Annotated in this window: 18 protein-coding genes; 7 read left to right on the top strand and 11 right to left on the bottom strand. The window is 54.3% G+C overall.

The features are described from left to right. Positions 1-51: 51 nt before the first annotated feature. The 7 genes from cmk to purU form a co-directional block, all read right to left on the bottom strand. A complete protein-coding gene (cmk, locus tag MWU62_RS13005; protein ID WP_247115322.1) occupies positions 52-732 on the bottom strand; it encodes a (d)CMP kinase in 681 nt (226 codons plus the stop codon). After that, positions 732-2,990: a bifunctional prephenate dehydrogenase/3-phosphoshikimate 1-carboxyvinyltransferase gene (locus tag MWU62_RS13000; RefSeq protein ID WP_247115373.1), complete on the bottom strand. Its 2,259-nt coding sequence runs from the start codon at positions 2,988-2,990 to the stop codon at positions 732-734. The genes cmk and MWU62_RS13000 overlap by 1 nt, the downstream gene beginning before the upstream one ends. 1 nt (position 2,991) lies before the next feature. Next, positions 2,992-4,116 (bottom strand): histidinol-phosphate transaminase, encoded by a 1,125-nt coding sequence (gene hisC, locus MWU62_RS12995; protein WP_247115321.1) that lies wholly within the window; start codon positions 4,114-4,116, stop codon positions 2,992-2,994. A gap of 53 nt (positions 4,117-4,169) precedes the next feature. Further along, positions 4,170-5,267, bottom strand: a complete 1,098-nt coding sequence (pheA, locus tag MWU62_RS12990; RefSeq protein ID WP_200366103.1) for a prephenate dehydratase — start codon at positions 5,265-5,267, stop codon at positions 4,170-4,172. 2 nt (positions 5,268-5,269) lie between these two features. Further along, positions 5,270-6,352 (bottom strand): 3-phosphoserine/phosphohydroxythreonine transaminase, encoded by a 1,083-nt coding sequence (gene serC, locus MWU62_RS12985; RefSeq protein ID WP_247115320.1) that lies wholly within the window; start codon positions 6,350-6,352, stop codon positions 5,270-5,272. Between the two features lie 50 nt (positions 6,353-6,402). Further along, on the bottom strand, positions 6,403-9,009 hold the full coding sequence (gyrA, locus tag MWU62_RS12980; RefSeq protein ID WP_247115319.1) for a DNA gyrase subunit A: 2,607 nt from the start codon (positions 9,007-9,009) through the stop codon (positions 6,403-6,405). A 124-nt stretch (positions 9,010-9,133) separates the two neighbouring features. After that, on the bottom strand, positions 9,134-9,988 hold the full coding sequence (gene purU / locus MWU62_RS12975) for a formyltetrahydrofolate deformylase (protein WP_200366118.1): 855 nt from the start codon (positions 9,986-9,988) through the stop codon (positions 9,134-9,136). 156 nt (positions 9,989-10,144) lie between these two features. Between purU and ggt the strand changes: the two genes are divergently transcribed. Genes ggt through ftsH form a run of 3 tightly spaced genes read left to right on the top strand, consistent with a single transcriptional unit; the run spans position 10,145 to position 14,115 of the window. Beyond that, on the top strand, positions 10,145-11,911 hold the full coding sequence (gene ggt, locus MWU62_RS12970; protein WP_247115318.1) for a gamma-glutamyltransferase: 1,767 nt from the start codon (positions 10,145-10,147) through the stop codon (positions 11,909-11,911). A gap of 51 nt (positions 11,912-11,962) precedes the next feature. Beyond that, positions 11,963-12,211 carry a YkoF family thiamine/hydroxymethylpyrimidine-binding protein gene (locus MWU62_RS12965; protein WP_247115317.1) on the top strand — a complete coding sequence of 83 codons (249 nt, stop codon included), beginning with the start codon at positions 11,963-11,965 and terminating at the stop codon, positions 12,209-12,211. Next, a complete protein-coding gene (gene ftsH / locus MWU62_RS12960) occupies positions 12,208-14,115 on the top strand; it encodes an ATP-dependent zinc metalloprotease FtsH (protein ID WP_247115316.1) in 1,908 nt (635 codons plus the stop codon). The genes MWU62_RS12965 and ftsH overlap by 4 nt, the downstream gene beginning before the upstream one ends. Before the next feature lie 36 nt (positions 14,116-14,151). On the opposite strand, the gene MWU62_RS12955 is transcribed toward ftsH, so the two are convergent. The 3 genes from MWU62_RS12955 to MWU62_RS12945 form a co-directional block, all read right to left on the bottom strand. Beyond that, on the bottom strand, positions 14,152-14,877 hold the full coding sequence (locus MWU62_RS12955; protein WP_247115315.1) for a divalent cation transporter: 726 nt from the start codon (positions 14,875-14,877) through the stop codon (positions 14,152-14,154). Positions 14,878-14,909: 32 nt separating this feature from the next. Next, complete coding sequence (gene yghU / locus MWU62_RS12950; protein WP_247115314.1) at positions 14,910-15,791, bottom strand: glutathione-dependent disulfide-bond oxidoreductase; 882 nt, start codon at positions 15,789-15,791, stop codon at positions 14,910-14,912. 62 nt (positions 15,792-15,853) lie between these two features. Then, the gene (locus MWU62_RS12945; protein ID WP_247115313.1) at positions 15,854-16,156 is read right to left on the bottom strand and encodes a monooxygenase; all 303 of its coding nucleotides are present in this window, start codon (positions 16,154-16,156) and stop codon (positions 15,854-15,856) included. A gap of 138 nt (positions 16,157-16,294) precedes the next feature. On the opposite strand from MWU62_RS12945, the gene MWU62_RS12940 reads away from it, so the two are divergent. Then, positions 16,295-16,468: a DUF2897 family protein gene (locus tag MWU62_RS12940; RefSeq protein ID WP_247115312.1), complete on the top strand. Its 174-nt coding sequence runs from the start codon at positions 16,295-16,297 to the stop codon at positions 16,466-16,468. On the opposite strand, the gene MWU62_RS12935 is transcribed toward MWU62_RS12940, so the two are convergent. Next, entirely contained in the window at positions 16,459-16,797 is a 339-nt protein-coding gene (locus MWU62_RS12935) for a 4a-hydroxytetrahydrobiopterin dehydratase (protein WP_247115311.1), read from the bottom strand. The two genes, MWU62_RS12940 and MWU62_RS12935, sit on opposite strands and share 10 nt — an antisense overlap. Before the next feature lie 143 nt (positions 16,798-16,940). Between MWU62_RS12935 and imuA the strand changes: the two genes are divergently transcribed. The 3 genes from imuA to MWU62_RS12920 are packed head-to-tail and all read left to right on the top strand — an operon-like array spanning position 16,941 to position 22,185. Further along, positions 16,941-17,630, top strand: a complete 690-nt coding sequence (imuA, locus tag MWU62_RS12930; RefSeq protein WP_247115310.1) for a translesion DNA synthesis-associated protein ImuA — start codon at positions 16,941-16,943, stop codon at positions 17,628-17,630. A gap of 5 nt (positions 17,631-17,635) precedes the next feature. Further along, positions 17,636-19,054 carry a DNA polymerase Y family protein gene (locus tag MWU62_RS12925; RefSeq protein ID WP_247115309.1) on the top strand — a complete coding sequence of 473 codons (1,419 nt, stop codon included), beginning with the start codon at positions 17,636-17,638 and terminating at the stop codon, positions 19,052-19,054. Further along, on the top strand, positions 19,054-22,185 hold the full coding sequence (locus MWU62_RS12920; protein ID WP_247115308.1) for an error-prone DNA polymerase: 3,132 nt from the start codon (positions 19,054-19,056) through the stop codon (positions 22,183-22,185). The genes MWU62_RS12925 and MWU62_RS12920 overlap by 1 nt, the downstream gene beginning before the upstream one ends. The last annotated feature ends 200 nt before the right edge of the window (positions 22,186-22,385 follow it).

Genomic DNA, 22,385 nt, shown 5'->3' with positions numbered 1-22,385 from the left:
GCGGCTGGCAGGTTGCGCTGTTCCCGGCATTTCAACGCCAAAAAGGTGCCGTCAGGCCTGACCTACAGCGGCCAAACACCTGTCTAACACCTCCTTTATACTCAAACCTGTAGAATCAATGACTTGCGCATCATCTGCGGGCTTGAGAGGGGCTGCGGAACGGTTCATATCCCGTTCATCACGAACCCGTATCTCTTCTAAAAGGGCGTCAATACTAACATCGACACCCGCAGCCTTCAACTGGCTAAAACGCCGGTGCGCTCGTTCTTCCGCACTGGCTGTCAGGAAAATCTTGACCGAGGCATTCGGAAACACAACGGTTCCCATATCGCGTCCATCGGCAACGAGTCCCGGCTCTTGCTGGAAGTCGCGCTGGCGCTGTAACAGAGCATCGCGAACCGGTTGCATTACAGCAATACGGGATGCGTTGTCGCCACAGGTTTCCGTACGGATCTCGGCGGTAACGTCCTCACCTGAAAGAATCACTTTTGCAGGCTCCCCCTCCGGTGTGGGTTCAAAAGCCACATCGAGTGAAGCAGCGACGCGCACAAGTTCCGTTTCGTTATCTAGCGACACGTTTTGGCGAATTGCTGCAAGCGCGGTCAACCGATAAAGCGCGCCACTGTCGAGCAAATGCCAGCCAAGTTTTTTCGCCAACATTTGCGTAACAGTGCCCTTTCCAGACCCGCCTGGGCCGTCCACTGCGATGACTGGTGCATTGTCTTGCGACATTAATCTGCTCCCTGTTCAACGCCAGCTTTGGCCTCCTCGGCGGAGATTTTGATACCTGTTTGTTGCGCCAACTCTACAAATCCGGGAAAGGATGTCGCAACATTTGCGCAGTCATTAATTTCGATGTCCCCAGTGGCACGCAAGGAAGCCACAGCAAACGACATGGCTATACGGTGGTCACTGTGGCTGTGCACGGAGCCGCCCTTAATGGTTTGTCCGCCTTCAATAATAATACCGTCTTCTGTAACCTCAGTTTTCACGCCTAGCGCTGCCAAACCATCCGCCATCACTTGAATACGGTCACTTTCTTTTACCCGTAGTTCCTCTGCTCCGGTCAAAACCGTACGACCGGACGCGCAAGCGGCCGCAATAAACAGGGCAGGAAATTCGTCAATTGCCAGAGGCACCTGATCTTCAGGGATCTCAATGCCCTTTAATTCAGCAGAGCGCACACGTAGGTCAGCAACCAGCTCACCGCCAATCTCACGCTCATCCATAATGTCAATATTTGCGCCCATTTGCTGCAGTATATTGATAACACCTACTCGCGTTGGGTTCATTCCAACATGGCGTAGTATCAGGTCCGAATCAGGTGCAATGCTGGCTGCAACGAGAAAAAATGCCGCTGATGAAATATCTGCAGGCACATCAATCGCATTGGCTGTTAGCTTGCCACCACCTGTAACGCTTGCAGTTGGGCCGTCGCGTTCTACTTTATAACCAAAGCCAGCCAGCATACGCTCAGTGTGATCCCGCGTTGGTGCGGGTTCGGTGACTGAGGTAGTGCCGTCGGCATATAGGCCGGCAAGCAACAGGCAAGATTTCACCTGAGCACTAGCAACCGGCATGTCATAGTGGATACCGACCAGCTTCTTATCCTTACTACCTCTAATTTTTAAAGGCGGCCGACCGCCCTCCGCTGTATCGATAACAGCACCCATAGACCGCAGCGGGTCTGCAACGCGATTCATAGGGCGGACTGAAAGGCTGGCATCGCCGGTTAGCTCGGACTCAAAAGGCTGTGCCGCCAACAGGCCAGTAAATAGGCGCATGCCAGTGCCGGAGTTCCCCAAATATATCGGGCCGCGGGGCGGCTGCAACCCATGCATTCCAACGCCGTGAATACGTACAAAGCCATTATCCGGCCCTTCAATGGCAACCCCCATATCGCGGAATGCCTGCAATGTTGCGAGACTGTCCTCGCCTTCAAGGAAGCCCTTTACTTCCGTTATCCCCTCAGCGAGAGCCCCGAGCATAATCGAGCGGTGGGACATAGACTTGTCGCCGGGCACTCGAATATCGCCGGTTACGGAACCACCGGGCTGAAGACGAAACGTCACTTGATTTTCACTATTATTTGTCACGTAAGCCTGTCCTGAAAGCATTTTTGAAAAGTGTTCGCGTGCCGCTTTGGCGCGGCTGAATACTCGCAGCAGCGTGGCGCCATCCTGATCGGCAATCGCCGTGCGCAACTGATCGAGATCCCGGGTAAAATGGTCAATGACTCGAAGTACTGCGTCGCGGTTGGATAGAAAGATATCGTGCCACATCACCGGATCACTGGCTGCAATCCGGGTGAAGTCGCGGAACCCACCAGCAGCATACCGGAAAATATCCATATTCTCGTCTTCGCCGGCCAACGTATCTACCAACGAGAAAGCAATTAGATGGGGTAAGTGGCTGGTCGCCGCCAAGACTTCATCGTGATACGCCACCGACATGGTAAGCACAGTGGCACCGCAGGCTTCCCACAATGCACGGAGCTTTTTCAGATGGGGGGCGCTGACGTTATCGGGTGGCGTGAGTATCACCTTGTGATGGGTGAACATATCCGGGTTGGCGGCTCGAATACCACTGCGTTCTGACCCTGCAATCGGATGCCCTGGAATTATACGGGGCGAAAACTCTCCGAACACCGCCTCAACATCCTTAACAAAACCAGATTTAGTACTACCTACATCGGTAAGAAGGGCATCGGCCGCTAAATGCGGGCGAATTTCCTCCAACACCTTGCGTGTTGCCTGCACTGGCACCGCCAGTACAACTAGATCTGCCCCACGCACCGCCTCCGCTGTGCTACCCGCGATCGTATCAATCACGCCCAAAGATTGGCCCAGCACAAGATCTTCTTTACGCAGGTCTGCGCCAACAACATCTAGAGCCAGACTATTTTTGCGAATGGCACTGGCCAACGAGCCACCTATCAGGCCCAGCCCGATGACCGCAACTCGCTGGAAAAGCGGTTCGCGCAGCGGCATATCAGGCGCCCTGCCCAGCCGCAACCAACGCTTTTGCGAGCGCGTCGATAAACTGCTCATTCTCCAACGGCAAACCTACCGACACCCTCAGGTGGTTAGGCATGCCGTAACCCGCAACAGGGCGTACTATTACGCCCTGAGCCAGCAACGCCTGATACACGCCCATGGCATGCGGCCCCACTTCAACGGCCACAAAATTCCCCGAAGACGGAATATACCGAAGGCCCATTTCATCAAAGGCCTTTTGTAGCTGCTTCAACCCAGCTGTATTCGCCTCGCGGGAACGTTGTAGATAGTCTTCGTCATCCAGCACTGCCGTGGCGGCTGCAAGAGCGAGGGAGTTCACATTAAAAGGCTGGCGCACACGGTTAAGAATATCAGCGATAGCCGGTGAACTAATGCTATAGCCGACACGCAAAGCCGCGAGCCCCCAAGCTTTGGAAAAAGTACGACACACAATTAGGTTGGGGAAACGGCTTAGAAGCGCAACACCATCCGGATCTTTTTCTCCGGTCATGTATTCGCAGTAGGCTTCGTCTAAAACCACGAGAACATTTTGCGGAATTTTGTCGAGAAACGCCTCAATGGCGTCTGAGTCGTGCACGGTTCCCGTAGGATTGTTCGGGTTGGCCACAAATACCAGCCGCGTGCGCTCGGTTACTGCCGCCGCCATGGCATCAAGGTCGTGGCCCCAGTCTTTAGCCGGCACAGAGACCGCTGTGGCACCAATAGCTTGAGTAACAATCGGATAAACGGCAAACGCATACTGGGAAAAGACAACCTCGGAACTGGCGTCCGCAAAGCAACGCGCAATGACTTCAAGCACATCGTTGGAGCCATTGCCTAGTGTGATCTGATCAGCACCAACCCCAAGACGCTTGGACAGCTTCTGTTTGAGTTCAAACCCGTTGCCATCGGGGTATAGGCAAAGCTCGGACAAGGCAGTTTCAGCCGCCGCAATAGCTATTTTACTGGGGCCCAATGGATTCTCGTTGCTCGCAAGCTTGATGATCGCAGCCGGGTCTAGACCCAATTGACGAGCCAGCTCGCTAATAGGTTTGCCCGGCTGATAGGGAGACAAAGCCTGAACGCCTTTTACCGCAAGACTCTGATAATCGATGGCCATATACCTTCCTTAAACCGCCTGAATTCCGATGCTATTCACGTGCCAGATCAATTTTAAAGTACACCGATGGGATAGGAGCCCAAACGTTTGAGTTCGACAGCTTCTTCATCTACTTCCGCAAGCACTTTTCTGGCCTGCTCGTCATCCATGTGCCCTTCAAAATCAATATAAAAAACATAGGCCCAGGTACCACTGGGTGATGGCCGGGTTTCGATCCGCGTAAGACTGATGCCGTGACGGTGAAACGGCTCCAATAGCTGATACAGTGCGCCGGGTTTATTTCTCATTGAAACAAGTATCGATGACTTATCATGCCCGCTGGCCGGTACTTCTTCCCGGCCGATAATGAGGAACCGCGTGGTGTTATCCGGGCGGTCTTCAATGCTATTCGCAAGCTTCTCTAAGCCGTATAGCTCGGCCGCCATATCACCTGCTATCGCAGCGGTACCCGGCTCCTGCGCGGCGCGGCGCGCAGCTTCGGCGTTACTGGAAACCGTTACCCGCTCAACACCGTAACGGTGGGTATCCAACCACTGGCGGCATTGGGCAAATGACTGCTGGTGCGAATAAATGCGTGTTATTTCTTGATCGCGGAATTCAGGTGACACCAAAAGATGATGGTGAATTCTCAGCTGAACCTCGCCGCAAATCTTCAGCGGTGAGGACATGAACATATCAAGCGTGTGATTGATCATACCCTCCGTGGAGTTTTCAACCGGCACCACTCCATAGTGGGCAGCGCCGGACGCGACTTCGCGGAAAACGGCATCAATGGCAGGCAAAGGCACACTAACAACAGAATGCCCGAAATGTTTGAGCGCTGCCGCCTGGGTAAAAGTGCCGACAGGTCCCAAGAAGGCAATATGCATGGGCTTTTCTAGCGCCAGACAAGCCGACATAATTTCGCGAAACAACCGGGCCATCTCTTCGCCTGGCAATGGCCCCGGGTTAGCTTCTTTTATGCGGCGCAGCACCTGAGCCTCACGCTCAGGACGGTAAAAAAACACATCTTCACCGGGGTTGGCTTCCATTTTTACATGGGCCACTTCCTGCGCGCATTTCGCACGGGCACTGATCAGTTCCATGATCTTCTGATCAAGGCTGTCTATTTCTTCCCGTAGTTCTCCGAGGCGGATCTGCTCATCGCTCATGGTCAGCCCCGCTCCTTCGCAAACTCTGTCATATACTGAATCAGCGCATCCACACCAGCTTCTGGCATGGCGTTATAGATGCTGGCACGCATACCTCCCACGGAACGGTGCCCCGCCAGATTGAGTAAGCCCCGAGCGTCGGCACCCTTAAGGAAGGCAGCATTCAAGCCATCGTCCTGCAGCGTGAAGGGTATATTCATCCAAGAACGGAAGCGTGGGTCGATAGGGTTGGCGTAAAATTCATTAGCATCGATGAAACCGTACAGTTTTTCTGCTTTCCTTCGGTTTATCTCACCCATGGCTTTTACACCGCCCTGAGCTTTCAACCACTTGAATACCAGACCCGCGAGATACCAAGAGTAAGTCGCTGGCGTGTTGTACATGGAGCCGTTATCCGCAATCACCTGATAGTTCATCATGGTCGGCGTTTCCTTTCGGGCTTTGCCCAGAAGGTCTTTCCGAATAATGACCACAACCAGCCCGGAAGGGCCGATATTCTTTTGGGCGCCAGCGTAAATCAGACCAAACTTGGACACATCAACCGGGCGCGAAAGCATGGTGGATGACATATCTGCTACCAAGGGCACCATGCCGCTGTCGGGAATAAAGTCATACTCCAGACCACCAATGGTTTCGTTCGGTGTGTAGTGCAAGTAAGCCGCATCGGAGCTGGTCTGCCACGACGCATGATCGGGAATATTGACAAAGCCGCCCTCTTCCGAACTGGCAACCACATTTACATCGGCATAGCGCTTAGCCTCGGCAATGGCCTTCTTCGACCAGATGCCAGTATTAACGTAATCCGCAGACGTTTTGTCGCCCAACAGGTTTAAAGGAATGGTGGAGAACTGGCTGGAAGCTCCGCCCTGCATGAAGAGTACAGCGTAATCATCTGATACTCCGGCCAATTCACGCAGATCTTGCTCGGCCATTTCGGCAATTTCCACAAACTCATCACTGCGATGGCTCATTTCCATTACCGACATGCCCGTGCCACGCCAGTCCAGCATTTCATCCCGTGCCTGTGCCAGCACACTTTCCGGCAAGGTTGCCGGACCTGCACAAAAGTTATACGCCCTGCTCATGTTCCTGTGGTCTCTCACGTCTTGCGGATTCGGTGTTCGGCAGTGCCGGCTTATTCCTCGCCAGCATCCTGTTCCGGACTGTTGTTTGCGTTTTCATCTGTTGAGGCATCTTCCATGTCGTCATCGTCGGTTTCGGCAATTCGCTCAACACCTACCAAACGCTCGTCTTCCTGACTCAACCTGATCAGGCGCACACCTTGCGTGTTCCGGCTAAGAACCGATACTTCATCCGTGCGGGTACGAACCAGCGTGCCCTTGTCGGAAATCAGCATCATCTCGTCGCCTTCGAATAACTGCAACGCGGTGACAAGATTGCCGTTACGCTCGGAGCATTGCATAGCAATAACGCCTTGGCTGCCACGACCGTACGTTGGGAACTCTTCAAGCGCAGTCCGCTTGCCGTAACCATTCTCGCTGGCTGTCAGAATAACTCCGCCTTCCTGAGGAATGATCAAAGACACAACATGATGCCCTTCTGGCATTCTGATACCACGCACACCACGGGCAGTTCGACTTAGCGGGCGAACGGCTTCTTCGTTGAAACGAACCGCTTTACCTGCTGTAGAGAACAGCATGATTTCAGCATCGCCTTCGGTAATCGCAGCGCCAATCAGCGTATCGCCTTCATCAAGAGACAAGGCAATCAAACCACTGCTCCGCGGGCGTGAGAAGTTCGGCAAAGGTGTTTTCTTAACGACGCCCGCAGACGTTGCCATCAGAACAAACTGGTTTTCCGGATAATCGCGCACCGGCAGGAAGGTGGTAATACGCTCACCTTCATCCAACGGCAGAATATTTACCATCGGCCTACCACGAGATGCGCGGCTGGCGCGGGGAATCTCGAACACGCGCAACCAGTACACCTTGCCACGGTTGGAGAAGCACAAAATGGTGTCGTGGGAGTTAGCGACCAGTAGCTTTTCAACGAAATCTTCGTCTTTCATGGAAGTCGCAGCTTTACCACGGCCACCACGGCGCTGGGCCTGATAATCCTCAACCGCTTGAGTCTTGGCGTAACCACTGTGGGAAATCGTGACAACCAGTTCTTCTTCATCAATCAGGTCGGCGATCGTAAGATCACGCTGAGAGCTGGTTATTTCTGTACGACGCTCATCACCAAACTCTTCTACTACGGCTTCCAGCTCCTCACGGATAACCTGCATCAAGCGATCCGGGTCACCTAAGATTTCCAGCAGTCCGGCAATTTTCTCAAGGATTTCCTTGTACTCGTTCTGGAGCTTTTCAGTTTCCAGACCGGTCAGACGGTGAAGACGCATGTCCAGGATCGCCTGAGTCTGCTCCGGAGACATAAAGTACAGGCCGTCACGCAGGCCGTAGATTTCCGGCAGATCGTCCGGGCGGCAAGCGTCTTCGCCGGCTCGCTCAAGCATCGCCATTACGTCACCCGGCGCCCAGCCGCGGGCCATCAGCTTCTCTTTGGCTTCCACTGAGCTTGGGGAGGCCTTGATCAGTTCGATCATCTCATCGATGTTGGCCAGTGCTACAGTCAGGCCTTCAAGAATGTGGCCACGCTCGCGGGCTTTACGCAGCTCAAAGATGGTACGGCGGGTCACCACTTCACGGCGGTGGCGCACGAACGCATCCAGCATTTCCTTGAGATTCAGGATTCGTGGCTCGCCGTTGATCAGCGCAACCATGTTGATGCCGAATACCGTCTGCAACTGGGTGTGCTTGAACAGGTTGTTGACCACAACCTCCGGATTTTCACCACGGCGCAACTCGATAAAGATGCGGATACCTTCCTTGTTGGACTCGTCCCGCAGCTCGGTAATACCTTCCAGACGCTTTTCCTTCACCAGCTCGGCGATCTTTTCGATCAGACGGGCCTTGTTCAGCTGATACGGCAGCTCGGTAATGATGATGGCGTCGCGGTTGGTCTTCTTGTCGGTTTCAATCTCGTGGCGGGCGCGAATGTAAATGCGGCCACGACCGGTGCGATAGGCTTCAACAATGCCGGCACGGCCATTGATAATGCCTTCGGTCGGGAAATCCGGGCCCGGAATGAACTCCATTAGTTCATCACAGGTGAGATCCGGATTATCAATCAGCGCCAAACAACCGTTAACCACTTCTGTCAGGTTATGGGGCGGAATATTGGTCGCCATACCTACAGCGATACCGGAGGAGCCATTCACCAGCAGGTTAGGAACCCGGGTAGGCATAACCTCTGGAATACGCTCTGTGCCGTCGTAGTTGTCGACAAAATCTACGGTTTCTTTATCGAGATCCGCCAGCAACGAGTGGGCAATTTTCTTCATACGGATTTCGGTGTAACGCATGGCTGCCGCGTTATCACCGTCGATAGAACCAAAGTTGCCCTGACCATCTACCAGCGGATACCGCAGAGAGAAAGGCTGAGCCATACGAACGATGGTGTCGTAAACAGCAGAGTCACCATGCGGGTGGTATTTACCAATAACATCACCCACCACACGGGCAGACTTCTTGTAGGCCTTGTTCCAGTCGTTGTTCAGTTCAGACATAGCGAACAGAACACGACGGTGAACCGGCTTGAGGCCATCCCGCACGTCAGGAAGCGCTCGCCCGACGATGACGCTCATGGCGTAATCCAGGTAAGACTGCTTCAGTTCGTCTTCAATATTGACCGGCAGGATCTCTTTGGCTAATTCACCCATCGAGAAAGGTTCCTTTGCGTTATCTGGAAGTCGTTTAGGGCAGCTTCTGGGCCCCGTAGTTATTCTTCATCAAGCCGCCGATTCTAGCACAGTCACGCCCTTCAAGGGCATCTGTGAGGCAGCCTTAATCAAATACTACTGTCTTGTTTTCGTGGGTAATCACACGATCTTCGATATGAGAGCGCAATCCCCGGGCAAGAACATTTTTCTCTACATCCTTACCCAGACGCACCATGTCTTCGATGGTATCGCTGTGATTAATGCGTATAACGTCCTGCTCAATAATCGGGCCCTCGTCAAGATCCTGAGTCACGTAATGACAGGTAGCACCAATCAACTTCACTCCGCGACTGTACGCCTGATGATAGGGCCGCGCTCCGGCAAAGGATGGTAGAAAGCTATGGTGTATGTTGATCACCTTGCCAGAATACTTTGCACAAAGCTCCGCAGGTAAAATCTGCATATAGCGCGCAAGCACCACTACATCGGCTTCATAATTCTGGAAAAGTTCGTCAATTTGGGCGAATGCTTCGTCACGGTTAGCCTTACCCACCGGAATGTGATGGTATGGAATACCGTGCCACTCCACCATAGGGCGTAAATCGTCATGATTGGAGATAACCGCAACAATTTCCGCGTTGATTTCGTTGCTGTGCCAACGGTACAGGAGGTCGGCCACACAGTGGGACTCCTTACTGCACATGAGAATCACTTTTTTGGGCTGGGCCGAATCGGCGATATGCCAATTCATATCGAATTCCCGGGCAATCGGCGCAAATGCAGCACGGAACTGCTCAAGACCAAACGGAATAGACTCGGCTTTAATTTCGTGACGCATGAAAAACCAACCACTGTGGGTATCGGAGTGGTGGCTTGCTTCGGTTATCCAGCCATTGTAAGTGGACAGAAAATTACTCACCTTGGCGACAATTCCCACCCCATCCGGGCAAGAAATCACAAGACGATAGGTATGCTCCATGAAAGCCTTTCCTTAACTGAAAAACGGGAAAGCAGATGCGACGGAAACCATTACCAGAAACGGCAGCTCGAAAAGGAACCAAGGTTAGCGGTACGCACCCTATAAAATGACGGGCTATCATAGCCTATATGATCATCAGAAACGAGGAGTGGAGACATGGACAGAGACCTACACCAGCAATCAGGAAAAACCCGCCTTACCGGGCGCTCAAGCGCCTTACGCGTACTAACCCTAAGCCTCTGCCTTACAACTCTGGCAACGCCGGTTCTTAGCCAAGCCATTCTCGAAGGCGAGCGCTTTCATCCTGCCAGCGCACGTAACGGCATGGTGGCGACTAGCCACACCTTAGCCACCGAGGTAGCGTTAAACGTGCTGAAAAACGGTGGCAACGCCGTAGATGCGGCGGTAACGGCCGGGTTTGCCTTGGCCGTCACCCAGCCAAGGTCCGGAAACATCGGCGGCGGTGGCTTCATGCTGATATCCAAAGGCGACGGCTCCGAGCCGGAAGCTATAGATTACCGCGAAAAAGCACCCTCAGGCGCCACCGAAACCATGTATCAGGATGAATCCGGCGAGGTAGTAAAGAACCGCAGCCGGTTTACGCATCTGGCCGCAGGCGTCCCCGGTACTGTGGCAGGACTTGCCCTGGCTCTTGAACGCCATGGCACCCTTTCCCTGAAACAGGCGCTGGCACCGGCCATCAAACTTGCCCGTGATGGCTTCATTGTTCCCAAGCGTTTCAATGAAGGGCTTGAACAAGCGCGAGAGCGTCTTCAGCGCTGGCCTGCAACCCGGGCAACCTTTTACAAAGAAGACGGCTCTGCCTGGCAAGCCGGTGAGCGCTTTCGCCAGCCAGAACTGGCCGATACGCTGCAACGTATTGCCGATGATGGCGTAAAAGGGTTTTACCAAGGTGAAACCGCAAAACTGATTGTTGAAGAAATGGAAAGGCACGGCGGCCTCATTACCCGGCAGGATCTTGAAAACTATCAGCCGGCTGTGCGCACGCCGGTGCATGGAAGTTATCGTGGCTACGATATCTACTCCATGTCACCGCCCTCCTCTGGCGGCGCTCACATTGTGCAGATACTGAATGTACTTGAAGGCTTCCCGATTTCAGAGCTGGGCCACAACTCGGCGGATACGATTCACTATATGGCTGAAGCCATGAAACTGGCCTATGCCGACCGATCCGAATATTTGGGCGATACGGATTATGTTGACGTGCCCCTGAAAGGGCTGACCAGCAAATATTATGCAGAAGAATTACGGCGAGGCATCAAACAAGACAAGGCGCGCCCTGCCCAAGACGTTCGCCACGGCCAGCCAGCGACCTACGAAAGCCCCGAAACCACCCACTTTTCAGTAGTAGACAAGTGGGGCAATGCGGTATCGAACACTTACACCATCAACTTCAGTTATGGCTCAGGCATTACCGTTAAGGGCGCGGGCTTTTTACTCAATAACGAAATGGACGATTTCAGCGCCAAACCGGGCGTGCCCAATGCCTACGGCTTGATTGGCGGAGCAGCAAACAAAGTGGAGCCTGGTAAGCGTATGCTCAGTTCCATGTCGCCCACCATCGTTCGCAAAGGCGAGCGCAACTTTCTGGTCACCGGCAGCCCTGGCGGTTCGCGCATTATCACGACAACCCTGCAGGTAATTATGAACGTGATTGACCACGGCATGAATATACAAACTGCCGTCAACGCGCCCCGTATCCACCACCAGTGGTTACCGGATGAAATCAGAATCGAGCAAGGTATCAGCAAAGACTCAGTGCGCCTGCTGGAAAGCCGCGGCCACAAGGTGGTCACCAACTCGGCTATGGGGGCTATTCAGAGTATTATGATAGGAGACGATGGTACCTTGTACGGTGGCGCAGATCCGAGACGCAGCACGTCCTCGGCCATGGGTTACTGATACAGTCACCACTGGGCAATACTGTGCCAAATACGAAAGCTGGAGGTGTTTATGTTCCTGTCTGTACAACTGAGCTGTTATCCCCTCAAGGATGACTACAAACAACCCATCTGGGATCTCATCGCCCGGCTGGAAGAGACCGGCCTGCAAGTTGTCGCTGGCCGCATGAGTACAGAAATCTTCGGCGAGTACGACGAGGTTATGAAAGTACTCTCCGACACCATGAAGTGGTCGTTCGAGACCTATGGAAAATCCGTTTTCGTGGCCAAGATCATGGAGGGCGACCGGAGACCAAAATGACCAACCCCAACCGTTCCGGAAACCAGACACCGCCTGCTGACCAGAAGCCCGAGGTACCCAAGCAGTACTCCTTTCTCTGGCTTAGCGCAGCCATCTTCCTGGCATTTATGTGGTTGCAGGACAGCGGTACTCCCAAACTTCAGGAGCTGGCGTATTCCGAATTCAAAACTGCCGTGGCTAACAACCAGGTGTCCGAGGTAACGCTGAAGGAAGAGAACATAACCGGCCTGTTCAGCGATCAGGGCCGAGCCTCTTTCAACTCTGAAAACGCATCGCAAAACTCAAGTCCCGGGTTCAACACCACCCGTCCACCCATGGATGATCCGGAACTGCTCTCTCTGCTGGAAGCCCAGGATGTCACTATCCGGGCCCAGTCTGCGGGGCTGCTGTGGTGGCAGGAACTGATTCGTGGCTTTCTGCCCTGGATACTGTTGCTGGCCCTGATGTACTGGTTCTGGGGATCTGCCCAGAAGCGCATGATGCAGGGTGGCGGCATGTTTAACCAGGGCCAGTCGAAAGCCCGTCGGGCGATAAAAGAAACGTCCACCACCACACTGAATGATGTAGCAGGCATTGAATCGGCCAAACGGGAAATTGCGGAAATTATCGACTTCCTGAAATCACCGGACAAGTACCGGGCACTGGGCGCATCCATGCCCAAAGGCGTGCTTATGGTGGGCCCGCCGGGGACTGGTAAAACCCTGCTTGCCCGCGCTATTGCCGGTGAAGCGGAAGTGCCCTTCTTCAGTGTGAGCGCCTCGGAGTTTATCGAGATGTTTGTGGGCGTGGGCGCCTCAAGGGTTCGGGACATGTTCGAGAATGCCCGCAAGGAAGCCCCGGCACTGATATTTATTGACGAACTCGACGCCATCGGCCGCTCCCGGGGCGCAGGCCTGGGTGGTGGGCACGATGAAAGAGAACAGACACTGAACCAGATTCTTACGGAAATGGACGGCTTTGAATCCCACGAGAACATTCTTGTGCTGGCCGCTACCAACCGCCCCGATGTTCTGGACAGCGCCCTGCTCCGGCCCGGCCGCTTTGACCGCAAGATTACTCTGGATCTCCCGCACAAGGATGCACGGGACGCTATTCTTGCAGTGCATGTGCGTAAAGTGCCCCTGGCCTCAGATGTAGATCTGGAACAACTGGCGGCCCGCACCATAGGTTTTTCCGGTGCCGACCTGAAGAACCTGGTGAACGAAGCTGCCCTGACAGCCGCCCGGGAAAACCTCAAAGAAGTCACGGCTCGTTGTTTCGAGATTGCCCGGGACCGCATCGTTCTGGGGGAAAAGCGTGACGCAAGACTGTCGCCGGAAGAACGGGAGGTGGTGGCCTACCACGAGAGTGGTCACGCGATTATGGCCTATTACATGCCAAAAGCTGACCCTCTCACACGGCTTACCATTATCCCCCATGGCATGGCTTTGGGCGTCACCGAGCAAACGCCAACGGAAGATCGCTACAACTACTCCGAAAGCTACCTCAGGGATCGCATCAAGGTAATGCTCGGTGGGCGTTCCGCAGAAAAAATCATCTACGGAGAAGTGACCACCGGTGCCCAGAACGATCTCAAGGAAGCCACTAAACTCATCCGCCGCATGATCGGCCAATGGGGCATGAACGATAAGATTGGCCCGGTAGGTCTGAGCATTGGAGAGGAACACGTATTCCTGGGGCGCGAAATGGGTGCTAGCCGGGAATACAGTGAGAAGATGGCGGAGCTTATTGACGCAGAAATCCAGTCAGAACTTCTGGCCATGGAAGCAGCCACCATCGAATTTCTGACGGATAACAGGGACCAGCTTGAGGCGCTGGCCAATGCCGCGCTCAAGAAGGAAAACCTCTCGGCGGAAGAGATTGAGAAAATCCTTAACAAAAAGTCCACACGTAAAATTGCCTGAGTTATCGGGCCCGGGCCTGAAGCTTTCCTACAAGCCTCAGGCCTGCGTAACCAACATATCGCTGAACAATGCCAGGCAAAATCCCAGCACCGCACCAAGCGGAGGCCCCCAGTGCTTGTCCAGCCGGGACTGAGGCGCTATATCCTGGAAAATCAGATACAGAATCCCGCCAGACGCCACCAGCATTATGGTTCCCAGCACTACGGGCTGCTCAGACAGGAAGAAGTACCCAAGAAGCCCTGCGGCCGGCCCGGCCATTGCGAGACTGGACATGACAGCCAGAGTTTTCTTCGGTGTATAGCCCGGCTTATCCAGAAACTCCCGATAGGCGTTAAAGCCCTCAGGCAGATTTTGCATAGCAATCAGCACCGCCATCAAGGGCGCGAGGCTTGGGTTTACTATGATCAACCCACCCAAAGCGGCGGCTTCAGGTACAAAATCCAGCATTACGCCCATTAGCTGTGGTGATTCCCGGTGATGAACGCCAAGCATTCGCTCTACCCAGAAAAACAGCACGCCACCAGCTATGATCGCTGGGATAGCCCAGAACGAATTACCGATACTCGACTGCCCTTCCGGTATCAGCACTATGGTCACGGCGCCCAGCAAAATGCCACCACCCAAGGCAATCAGGAAGTGCCGGAACTCCTGTTCCAGCCAGTTGGGACCAATGCGCTCAACACTTGCCAGTAATCCGCCAAGTGGAATGCAGATACCGGCAAGTGCCGTCAAACCAACGATGTAGGCAATATCAGACATCATCAAAAAGCCTGAGTTGAGTCAAAGTTGGATAATCAGGAATCTTCTGAGGCACCAGCAAGTTTATCCTGGGTTTTGTGCTCAAAATCGCTCGCATCATGGCGTTCATGCAACTGGGTTTCTGGCTCACCCCAGGCGCGGTTCACCATGCGCCCACGCTGAACGGCTGGCCGTTTTTTAATTTCCAGAGCCCAGCGCATCACATTGGTATAGGTGTGTGCTTCAAGAAACTCTGCGGCATCGTAAACGGCGTTAGTCACCAGAGCGCCATACCAAGGCCAGGCCGCCATATCGGCAATAGTGTATTCATCGCCGGCAATATACTGATTATTGGCCAACTGACGATCCAGTACATCCAACTGCCGTTTCACTTCCATGGTGTATCGATTAATCGGGTACTCGTACTTCTCAGGTGCATAAGCAAAGAAATGTCCAAAGCCCCCGCCTACAAAGGCCGCACTGCCCATTTGCCAGAATAGCCAGTTAAGGGTCTCGGTACGAGCTGTGATATCCGTCGGCAGGAACTTATCAAACTTCTCTGCCAGATAGAGCAAGATGGAACCCGATTCAAATACTCGAACAGCTGGGCCCTGAGAGTGATCAAACAACGCCGGAATCTTGGAGTTGGGGTTAACGCCCACAAACCCACTGCCGAACTGCTCGCCTTCATTGATGCGAATCAGCCAGCCGTCATATTCAGCCTCACTGATGCCCAATTCCAGAAGCTCTTCCAGCATTATTGTTACTTTCACACCGTTGGGGGTAGCCAGCGAATAAAGCTGAAAAGGATGCTTGCCAACCGGAAGCTCTTTGTTGTGGGTGGGGCCTGCAATGGGGCGGTTGATATTTGAAAAAGCGCCACCGCTTGCAGACTCCCACTTCCAGACCTTGGGCGGGATGTAACTGGAATCGCTCATAATGACGGGCTCCTTGAATGCTGTTTTTGCTAGTGGGTGTATTCTGCGCTGATCCCGGAACCTTAAACAGGCCCGTTAGTGATCTTCGACAAGTCCATATTCACATCAAAAATCTTGCCATGAACCTTTTCAACACCAAGCCCTTTGAGCCTTTCTGTGTGCTTCTCAAGATAAGCTTGAGCCGTTTCTTCTGTTTCAAAAAGGTAAATCCCGCCAGCATCGTTTTCAGACGCATTCTCTGTCCATATCTTCCAGATAAAGCCAGGCTCTTCAGTGATAGAAACGGCAAGATCTTTCAGTGCCTCAGCCATTTCTGCACCAAAAGGACCAGTAAACGGAAAATCAACCTGTAATAACTTTGCCATCTGATAGAACTCCTGTTTTTAGCATACACTGCCATAATGCATGATAAGGAATGGAATGTTCTGCCAATCCGGCCGGGACATTCCACTATAGAAAAACACTTCTACTACACGACAACAACCAAAAAGGGAGCCTGACCCATGCCAATGATAGGCTGGATATTTATACTCGTTGCCTTGGGCCTGGTCTTGGGCAGCCTATTCATGCTTCGGGATTCGGCCAGCAAAATGCATATCCCGAAGGACAAGCTGGAGAAAGTCCGCAAGCGAAAAGCAGAACTTGAAGCCCAAGAGAAAAAAGACGATCAGTGGTAAGCCGAGTCTGTTCTCGCGGCCATGATGAAATCGTTTTTGTGTAACCCACCAATTGCGTGGGTCCACCAGCTTACGGTTGATTTGCCATACTCCAGCAAGATGGCCGGGTGATGGTTTTCTCTCTCAGCCAGCTCCCCCACCTTGTTGGTAAAAGCCAAGGCTTGAGAAAAATTCTTGAACTTGAATATCCGGCGTAACTGTTCTTCACCATCGACGCTGAGAATCTCCCAGTCCTGAACGTCTTTATGCAGTGACAGCTTTTCTTCATCAGCTACCTTGGGGGCGTTCGCATTACACGCCTCACAGCGTTGTTCAGCCAATCCATTCATGCTCAACCTCCGAGCTGATATCCGAGTTTTTACCGCTACACACCATACAACATGGGTCCGGCCACTCATTTTATCAACTGGCGTCTTGAAATCAGCGCCTCATCGGAATACTGTATATTTAAACAGTATTCCGAGATTACACCATGAGCGAGCTTCTTAACACGCTAATGAAAGACGCCCGTGTCTGGCAGGGGCACAGGCATACAAAAACCACTCAAGCGGCAGAACCGACCGGTTATCAGGCTCTGGATAACCAACTCGGAGGGCTTGGCTGGCCCCGAGGCGCTTTGAGCGAATGCTTACTGGATGCCCCCGGTATTGGCGAGCTGACTTTGTTAATGCCGCTGATGCAGAAGCTGTCGCAGACCGGTAAAACCGTGTTCTGGTTGAATCCGCCACATACGCCCTATGCCCCGGCACTGGCACGGGAAGGTATCAATCTGGATCATGTCATCATGGTCCACACTGAAGACAAAGGCGATTTCCTATGGACTCTGGAAAACTGCCTGCGCTCCCCGGTTACGGGCCTGGTTATAGCCTGGCCCGGCAAACTGGCCGCTCGGGAAATCCGGCGTTTACAGTTGGCGGCCGAGGCCGGAAGCAATGTGTGCGTGCTTTTCCGTGATCGCCACTATGCCGAACAGAACTCCCCGGCAGCCTTGCGCCTTGATTTGGAGCCTGACGTTCAACAGGGCCTGAAAGTGAATGTGGTAAAGCGCCGTGGCAGTTGGCCAGGCCAGCGTTGCTCGCTGGCGATGGCTCACCGGGCCAGCTTATTTCATCATGAAACACCCCGAGTGGTTCAAGGCCCCTGGCCCGCGGCGACACGGTAATCTTCATGCTTTGGCTGCACTTGCACTTCCCTCACTTGCTGCTGGATCACATTCGCCGTTCCGGTGAAAACGTTGCTGCCCTGGTGATTGTTGAGGGCTCCGGGCAGAAAGTAATACAGGCCTGCCCAACGGCCAGAAACCTGGGTGTAAAGATTGGGATGCGGCTGAAAACAGCCATTAGCCTTGTGCCTGAGCTGGGAATAGTAAGAGCAGACCCGCCACAAGAAGCCCGCATTCTGGAAGACCAGGCCCGCTGGTTATACCGCTATGTGGCTAACATTGTGCTGGTTCCAACTAACGGCTTGCTGGCTGAAATCGGCAGCCTGCAGCGAATGTACGGTGGCCTTCCTGCTGTTTGGCGAACAATAGAAGAAGTCCTACACGAACGTCAGCTTACCGCCTGGATAGGCATTGGTCACACACCGCTAGCCGCGGGTCTGGTCGCACGCAATGGCTTGGGTGAATGCTCATCCGACACAGGCCGTATTCTCCAGATCTTAGGCACGATGCCACTGCTGGCTGCGGAGTTTGACGGGCGCACCTGCACACGCCTGCAAAGGCTTGGCCTGAATACCCTGGGCGAAGTATTCAACTTACCTCCGGCAGAAATGGCGCGCAGGTTGTCGCCGGAAACCCTGGCCTATATCCAGAAAATTCAGGGCGCCAGACCAGATCCTCAAGCACCCTGGCAACCGCCTCACTACTTTCGGCAACAGGCAGACTTTGTGCAGGATATTGAGCAATCACAAGGATTGATGTTTCCCTTGCGCCGCATATTGACTGAGCTTGAGAAGGATCTGTGTTGGCGCCAGCAGGATACCGATTGTTTGCTGCTGGTACTTCAACACAGACGCGGGGAACCAACGCGCCTGCGCATCCGCACATCCGGCCCCGAACATCGGGCGGAAGCCTTCCTGAATCTGATCAGCCTGCGATTTGAGCAGCAGCCATTACAGGCTCCGGTCGCCTCACTACGCCTGACGGTTAAGCGGTTTCTGGGGCGGGAAGTGCCCGGCGGGCAGGACCTGCTGGGCGAAACTCAGGATCTGAACGAAGCCTGGCATACTCTGATCAGCCGCTTGCAAGCCAGACTTGGGGCCACTGCACTCAAGCAGCTAGCACCCAATGCTGATCATCGGCCTGAGCGGGCATGGCGCACGTCGGAAGTGCGGCGACCAAGCCCAGCAACAATAGCAGCAACAGACCAACTGCCTCGCCGCCCTCTGTGGCTTCTACAAGGCCCCCAACCACTTACAGAAACTCCGAAAGCATGGTTTACCGGCCCGGAAAGGATCAGTGGCGGCTGGTGGGACGGTCAGCGTGTACAGCGGGATTATTACATTGCCCAACTGAATAGCGGGCAGCTTGCATGGGTATTCCGGGATATGCGGGAAGGCTGGTTTATACATGGCTGGTTTGGCTGATGAATGAACCTCCTTATGCTGAGTTGTTTTGCTTCAGCAATTTCACCTTTCTGACCGGAGCTTCTCATCCCCATGAGCTGGCAGAGCGCGCCGCAGAGCTTGGGTATACCGCACTGGCCATTACCGACGCCTGTTCGGTTGCAGGCATTCCCCGCGCCTGGGCGGCACTGAAAGAAAGCCCGGTAAAACTGATTACCGGAAGCTGGTTTGAGTTGGCTGATAGCCCAGCCGGTGCCAGCGCCCCCCGATTCATTCTTCTGGCCCGTACCCGAAAAGGTTACGGCCAGCTTTGCCAGTTTATAACCACCGGCCGGCGCCGGGCCGAAAAAGGCCAATATCAGCTTTTCCATAGCGATGCGGAAACCCATGCTCTGGATGACTGCCTGTGCCTGTGGTTGCCGCCCTCACCAGCTGAAGCCGATGCCGATCAGGCTCTGGCCTGTGGCGAATGGTTGCTCCGGCTGTTTGAACACCGCCTTTGGATTGCCGCCGCCCGAACCCTGGAATCTGGCGAAGAGCAACAACTGGCCAGAGCCCGCTGGCTTAGTGACCATTTACGATGCCCGATTACGGCCGTTGGCGAAGCTCACATGCACAACCGGCAACGCCAGCCCTTGCAAGACGTGCTCACAGCCCTCCGTAATCACACCAGCCTTGAAAAGGCCGGCCATTGCCTGTTCCAGAATGGCGAGCGCTACCTACGCCCCCTATCGGTATTGCACCGGTTGTTCCCGGAAGCCTGGCTGCAAGAATCTGTACGCATTGCTCAACAGTGCACCTTTGAGCCAGGCAGCTTGCGTTACGAATATCCCCCAGACCTGGTTCCAGAGGGTGAAACCCCGGCTGCCTATCTGAAGCGTTTAACGCAGCAAGGTGAACAGAAACGCTATCCGTCAGGCACGCCATTGTCTGTTCAGGCCCTGATCCACAAAGAATTGGGGCTGATTTCCGAGATGAAGTACGAACACTACTTCCTCACCATCCACGACATAGTTGCCTTCGCACGCAGTCAGGGCATTCTATGTCAGGGACGAGGCTCTGCAGCCAACTCCGCCGTGTGCTATTGCCTGGGCATTACCGAAGTAAACCCGGCCCAGGTCGACCTGCTGTTTGAACGCTTCATCTCCAAAGACAGAAACGAGCCGCCGGATATCGACGTGGACTTTGAACACGAACGCCGGGAAGAAGTGATTCAGTACATCTACCAACGCTATAGCCGAGGGCGGGCGGCATTGGCAGCCACAGTTATCCGCTATCGCCCAAAGAGCGCTATTCGCGACGTTGGTAAGGCTCTGGGGTTTGATCCAGCACTAGTGGAACAACTGCTGGAAGGCATCGACTGGCGAGACAAAGCCACCAACTGGCGCCAGCAGATTCTCGACAAACGCCTGACCCGCAACCCGAAAGTCGCAGACCAGTTCTTTGCTCTGGTGAACACCCTGCTCGGCTTCCCCCGCCACCTCTCTCAACATGTGGGGGGCTTTGTTATCAGCTCTGGCCCGCTAAGCGAATTGGTGCCCGTGGAAAACGCCGCCATGGCAGACCGCACTGTTATCCAGTGGGACAAAGACGACCTGGAAAGCCTGGGTCTGATGAAAGTGGACGTACTCGCACTGGGCATGCTCACGGCCATCCGCAAGGCTCTCGAACTAATCAGCCAGCAGAAAGGTCACCCCTTTCGCATGCAGGACATTCCACGAGAAGACCGGGCTACCTACAACATGCTGCAAAAAGGCGACAGCATTGGCGTATTTCAGGTGGAATCCCGCGCCCAGATCAACATGCTGCCGAGACTGAAACCCGAAACTTTCTACGACCTGGTGATCGAAGTAGCCATAGTCCGCCCTGGCCCCATCCAGGGCGACATGGTGCACCCCTACCTGCGCCGCAAACACGGACTGGAGCCAGTGGACTACCCCAACGACGCCATCCGTGGCGTGTTGGAACGCACGCTAGGCGTGCCCATTTTCCAGGAACAGGTCATCAAACTCGCCATGGTTGCCGCGGGTTTTACCGCTGGCGAAGCCGACCAACTCCGCCGCGCCATGGCCGCCTGGAAATCCCACGGCGACATGACCCCCTTCCGGGAAAAACTCATCAACGGCATGCTGGCACGTGGCCACAATGCCGACTTTGCCGAACGACTCTACCTGCAGATCTGCGGCTTCGGTGGCTATGGTTTCCCCGAATCCCACGCCGCCAGCTTCGCTCTGCTCGTTTACGTCTCCGCCTGGATCAAACGCCACTACCCAGCAGCCTTCTACTGCGCCCTACTCAACAGCCAACCCATGGGATTCTACTCTCCGTCGCAACTGCTACAGGATGCCAAACGCCATAACGTAGTGGCACTGCCCCCAGACATTAACAAGAGCCAGTGGGACCACACTCTAGAGGGCGCTGACCTGCAACTGCGCTTGGGTTTAAGAATTATCCGGGGTCTCTCGGAAAACGCATCACAACGCCTGAACCTGCACCGCCCAGCAACCGGCTACCGCTCCTCATCCGAACTACGCCGTCTGGCAGACCTCAATCAAAGGGAAATGGAACTCCTCGCCGGTACCAACGCCATGCCTGCTTTCTCCAGCAACCGCCACCAAGCTTACTGGCAACTACTGGCCCATGAAAAACCCAGTGAACTTTTTGCCGGGATAGAAGCAGCAGAAGACAAAGAAAACTACGAACCGGAAACCTGCGACCTGCTACCGGAACCCACAGAAGGCCAAAACATCCTCGCCGACTACGCCAGCCAAGGCCTAACCCTCCAACGCCACCCACTGGCCCTGCTTCGGGAACAAGGCCACCTACAGCTCTGCCTGAGCGCCGAACAACTCAAAACCACCAAGGCTGGCATCCCCGTACAGGTAGCCGGGTTGGTAACCGGCCGCCAACGCCCCGGCTCCGCCTCCGGCGTTACCTTCGTAACCCTGGAAGACGAAACCGGCAACGTAAACGTTGTCGTCTGGCTCGAAACCGCCCGCCGCCAGCGCAAACCGTTACTCACCGCACGGTTGCTGCACGTAAAAGGCATTCTGGAAAGAGAGGGAGAGATTGTTCATGTTATGGCGGGAAAACTCTCGGACCTGAGTCATCTGATACAGGCGCTTCCAGTCACCTCACGAGATTTTCATTAAATCAGTCTTTAAGAAGGCGAATACCGAAGATCAAAGAGTTGGTGCGGGGCTGATTTTCAGGAATGTCGTAGGCCAAGGACGGCCGGAGACAAGCCACAGGGGTGAGGCAAGCGTTTATGAAGCGAAGCTTCATGCGCAGCCGAACGACAGCAATCTATGATTGCTGTCCGGACCCGCTTGCGGGTGCTCGAAGCGGTTCC

Source organism: Marinobacter sp. S6332, assembly GCF_023016045.1.
GTDB lineage: Bacteria > Pseudomonadota > Gammaproteobacteria > Pseudomonadales > Oleiphilaceae > Marinobacter.
Note: the sequence above shows the minus strand (reverse complement) of the source record. Positions and strands in the feature narration are given on the sequence as shown.